Raw genomic sequence first — 4,214 nt, 5'->3', positions numbered from 1 at the left:
AAATGTGTCTACCTATATCAGTACAAGACATTAAAACCAATAGATATATGCCAAAGTACTCAAGCTGATAACTACCCACAACAAAACGCCTTGAATCAGTGGCTTAACACCTACAGCCTTCAGGACATCGCGCGAGAGAGAGGCACCGATGAAGAACAAAGTAATCGTCAGCGTCTTGCGGGCAAATTCATTAATGCCTTCACCAATCATTATTCCTGTAGAAGTAGTACCCAGCACATACGTATTAACTACCATAGCCAATACGAAAAAGAATATGAACCAGGGGATGCTGACTTTCTGACCTTTGCTCTTAAATATAAAGGATGTGACAAAGGCCAGCGGAATAATCCAAAGGGCACGAGTCAGTTTGATTGTAGTAGCAATCTTCAGAGCCTCTTCACCGTAAGCCGCACCGGCACCTACCACTGAACTGGTATCGTGAATGGCAATAGCTGCCCACGTTCCAAATTCCTGCTGACTCATATCAAGCGCATGACCTATCACCGGGAATATGAACAAAGCAATGGCATTCAGTATAAAGATGGTGCCCAAAGCAACCGACATTTCAGTATCTTTTGCCTTCAGCACAGGGCCTACAGCCGCAATGGCACTACCGCCGCAAATGGCTGTACCGGTACTGATCAGGTACGAAGTGTCACGGTCTACTTTCAGGAACTTACGTCCTATCACCCAACCGATCAGCAACGTACCAATCACCGAGATAATCGTAAACTCCATGCCCTCTTTTCCCGAAGCCAACGAAGCATGAAGATTCATACCGAATCCCAGTCCGACGACAGAATACTGAAGCAGATATTTTGAAACCTTCTTATTGAATTTCGGATGTGCCTGTCCACACGACAGTGCAAATGCCAATCCCAGGAACAAAGCTACAGGAGGAGTGACCCATGCCGAATAAGCCTGCATACCTGGTACGTAATCCAAAAGCAAGAAGAAAGAAAGGATAAAAAGCAGAGACACATAAATCATTTTATTGTTCCGCTGCAATGCAGACAGGCTTATAGCCTTTGTCGCCTGATGTGATGCCATATTAAATCTATTTTTTAGTTAATAAAACTGTTTAATTCCTCGATTTCGACCGCAAAGGTACGCTTCTTTCCATTACCACACCAATTGTTTCTTTTTATAGGATATAACTTCTGGTTATAGCATTTCTTTTAATGGGAACAATTCACTTTCTTTGTATCAGAAAACAGAAAAGCACAAAAGAAGAAATATAACTCAACTTTCGCAAGCTCAAGTTGCAGTTGACAAGCAACAAGTTGACGAGTTAACAAGGCGTTTGTAGCGAGCCGTTTCAAGCGGCACTTTATCAAACAGGGAGTTCCAGCCTAGTAGACTTGTTAACTGAAGCCTTGTCTACTAATAAGTTGAGCACTTGCGAAACTTAAGAAATATAACTATGGACAAACAAAAAGTAGCATTGGTACTCTCGATGGGAGGTGCACGAGGAATAGCCCACATCGGCGTAATAGAAACACTGCTGAAACATCATTTCGAAATAACTTCCATCACCGGCAGTTCTATGGGAGCTATGGTCGGAGCCATGTATGCTACCGGCAAACTGGAAGAGTGCAAAAACTGGTTCTGTTCCTGGAACAGATGGAAAATGCTGCAAATGGCCGATGTCACGATAAGCCGAAGCGGGCTGGTAAAAGGAAATCGTTTTATCCGCGAGCTTGGCCGCATTATTCCGGATGTCAGCATCGAAAGCCTGCCCCTACCCTATACGGCTTTGGCAACCGACATTGCCCACGACGAAGAAGTAAGATTTGTACAAGGCAGCCTGCTCGAAGCCATCCGCGCTTCAATGTCCATTCCTATGTTGTTCTGCCCTGTACGCAAAGACGGAAGAGTTCTGGTAGACGGCGGCATTCTGAACCCATTGCCTATACGGCATGCCCCGCGAAAAGACGATACACTGCTGATAGCTGTCGATGTCAACGCACCATCCACAGACGAAAGTGCAAGACGCTTCAATCCATACTTGATATTGACCAAGTCGTCCAGACTCATGATGCAGGAAATAACCCGACGCGAAATTGCTCAATATTCTCCAGACCTACTGATACAGATGTCCGGTGATGAATACGATATGATGGATTTCCATCGCGCTGCGTCCATCGTCGAAAGCGGCCAAAAAGCCGCCGAAGAAGCCCTAGCCTTATCCGGATATTAGACTGTCCGAATAACAGGGCTAATAAGAAAGACGGAAGCCAGCCTGCAACGTAAAATTACAAGGGTTCTCCTTACGAATAGTCTGTATATCAGATCCATCATCGAAGAAATACGACACACCCGGCTCGACATAGAATCCCAAATGATTGGTCAGGTTCAGCTGCGCACCGACAGCCCCCAATACAGAAAGCTGCAACGGCTTGACCGTTTCTTTTTCGCTGTCGATGGTGCCATACACACACTTTTCTACAGCACCTCCTGCCGATACGTAAACGGTGAATCTCTTCGTATCAATGAAATTCCAGTTGGCCCTCAAAGGTATACCTATATAATGCAGCTTCTGGCTTACAATGTCCGAACTGCCGGCATATTTAACATCCGAGGCAAGATAGGTATAGGTAAGTCCGGTTTCCAACGAAAAGCCTTTAGGAAGACCTTTACGCAACGAAAGCCCCACTGTAACCGGCTGTTTGTGATCGATGGAAACAACCTGATTGCTTCTTCCCAATAAATAAGGGATTCCTCCCTGGAACACAACTTCCTGTCCTTCCGGTATGGTAACCATACCATTTGATGTAGAAATCAAATCGACCTTACTACCATTGGGTACCGAGCTGACACTGTAATCCTGCATCCAGGAATCAGTGTTGTTTAACGAATTGCCACCAGTATTTCCCACAGATATACCTACCGACCAGCCTTTCGACTTCTTATGCTTTTTCATTTCAGTCGGATAAGTCAGCTTTTCCTTCTTCACAAGCCGACGCTGTGCAGCCTGTTTCTTCTCCTCGTTCGATGCGGGAACAGTGGCTTTATCTTCTTCTCTCTCAGCCTTGTTATTTCCAGCTTTTTCTTCAGATACAACAGGCTGGGTTCTAGCCTCTTCTTCTTTTAGCACGTTTTCCTCCAGATTGTCCCGCAAATCAATCTGTTGTGCCACCAGATTCTTTGTCCGTGCCTTTCTACCTTTATTATAATAAACAGGCTCAGGCATCTCAGTCTGTTTTTCCTGCACAGCCGGCTCCGGCAACTCATCGGGAACTACAGCCAAAGCAGGCATACTTGTATTCCTGATTTCATCTGCTACCGGACTTTGCAACAGCCAGACTCCCACCGAAGAGACTACAAGCAGTAAAGCAACAGCAGCAGCTACCGTCCAGCGACGGAAAAATATCGTCCGCTTCATTCTGACAGGAGAAGGCTGCAATGCCTTTTCCAACCGTTCCCAACCATCAGACGGCAACGGTTCAGAATAATCGTCGAGACGTTCTTTCATCTTTTTCAACCACAATTCCTCTTTCATACGCTTTTCATCTGTTTAAGCATTGTTTTTCATCCACTCACGAATCTTAGTAGCCAGCGCAGCCTTCGCACGCACTAATTGTGAAGCAGACGATTTTTCGTTAATGCCCAGCAACTGGGCAATTTCTTTATGTGATTTTTCTTCAAATACGTATAAATTGAATACAGTACGATAGCCTGTCGGCAATTCATTGATGAAACGCATCAGCACCTTTTGGGGAATAACATCAATCGAAGACACGTCCGGTTCTTCATACACCTGAGGAACATTCTCCAAGGCTGTCGCCTGATTCATTACATCGTTCTTACGCAAATATTGCAATACTGTATTCACCATGACACGCTCCATCCACGCACGCAGAGAACCTTCGCCCCGCCACGTAAACTTATCGAAAGAATCGAATATCTTCAAGAAACCATCGTGCAACAAGTCCTGTGCAACCTCCCTATCGGTTATATAACGGAGGCAAACGCTGAACATACGCCCTGCATAATGCTCATACAGCTCCTTGCGGGCAATATTGTCGCCTTGCCTACACCGTTCTGCCAGTACTTGTTCTTCCATCCTTTCTTTCAACACGTGCTTATTCTAAAAATGCAATGGCCGCAAAAATACTGCATCGGCAGCAGAAGTTTTTTTTCTTTTATTTCTTTAACATTTATCTGTGCAGTAATCAGCCGGACAATGCATTTAAGTAAACGATTCAACTTTC

The 4,214-nt window shown here is 45.0% G+C and carries 4 protein-coding genes; 1 reads left to right on the top strand and 3 read right to left on the bottom strand.

Features of this window, described 5'->3' with window-relative positions:
- Positions 1-30 precede the first annotated feature (30 nt).
- Complete coding sequence (locus tag QVP67_RS08175) at positions 31-1,050, bottom strand: YeiH family protein (protein ID WP_022163080.1); 1,020 nt, start codon at positions 1,048-1,050, stop codon at positions 31-33.
- A gap of 373 nt (positions 1,051-1,423) precedes the next feature.
- Between QVP67_RS08175 and QVP67_RS08170 the strand changes: the two genes are divergently transcribed.
- Positions 1,424-2,200 carry a patatin-like phospholipase family protein gene (locus tag QVP67_RS08170; RefSeq protein WP_022163079.1) on the top strand — a complete coding sequence of 259 codons (777 nt, stop codon included), beginning with the start codon at positions 1,424-1,426 and terminating at the stop codon, positions 2,198-2,200.
- Positions 2,201-2,218: 18 nt separating this feature from the next.
- Here the strand turns inward: QVP67_RS08170 and QVP67_RS08165 are convergent, their stop codons facing one another.
- A complete protein-coding gene (locus QVP67_RS08165) occupies positions 2,219-3,502 on the bottom strand; it encodes a PorT family protein (protein WP_022163078.1) in 1,284 nt (427 codons plus the stop codon).
- 15 nt (positions 3,503-3,517) lie between these two features.
- The gene (locus QVP67_RS08160; RefSeq protein WP_022163077.1) at positions 3,518-4,066 is read right to left on the bottom strand and encodes an RNA polymerase sigma factor; all 549 of its coding nucleotides are present in this window, start codon (positions 4,064-4,066) and stop codon (positions 3,518-3,520) included.
- Positions 4,067-4,214 lie beyond the last annotated feature (148 nt).

This window comes from Bacteroides sp. CAG:633 (genome assembly GCF_000435115.1).
In the GTDB taxonomy this organism is placed as follows: Bacteria; Bacteroidota; Bacteroidia; order Bacteroidales; family Bacteroidaceae; genus Bacteroides; species Bacteroides ndongoniae.
This window is presented reverse-complemented; position numbering and strand designations above follow the sequence as displayed.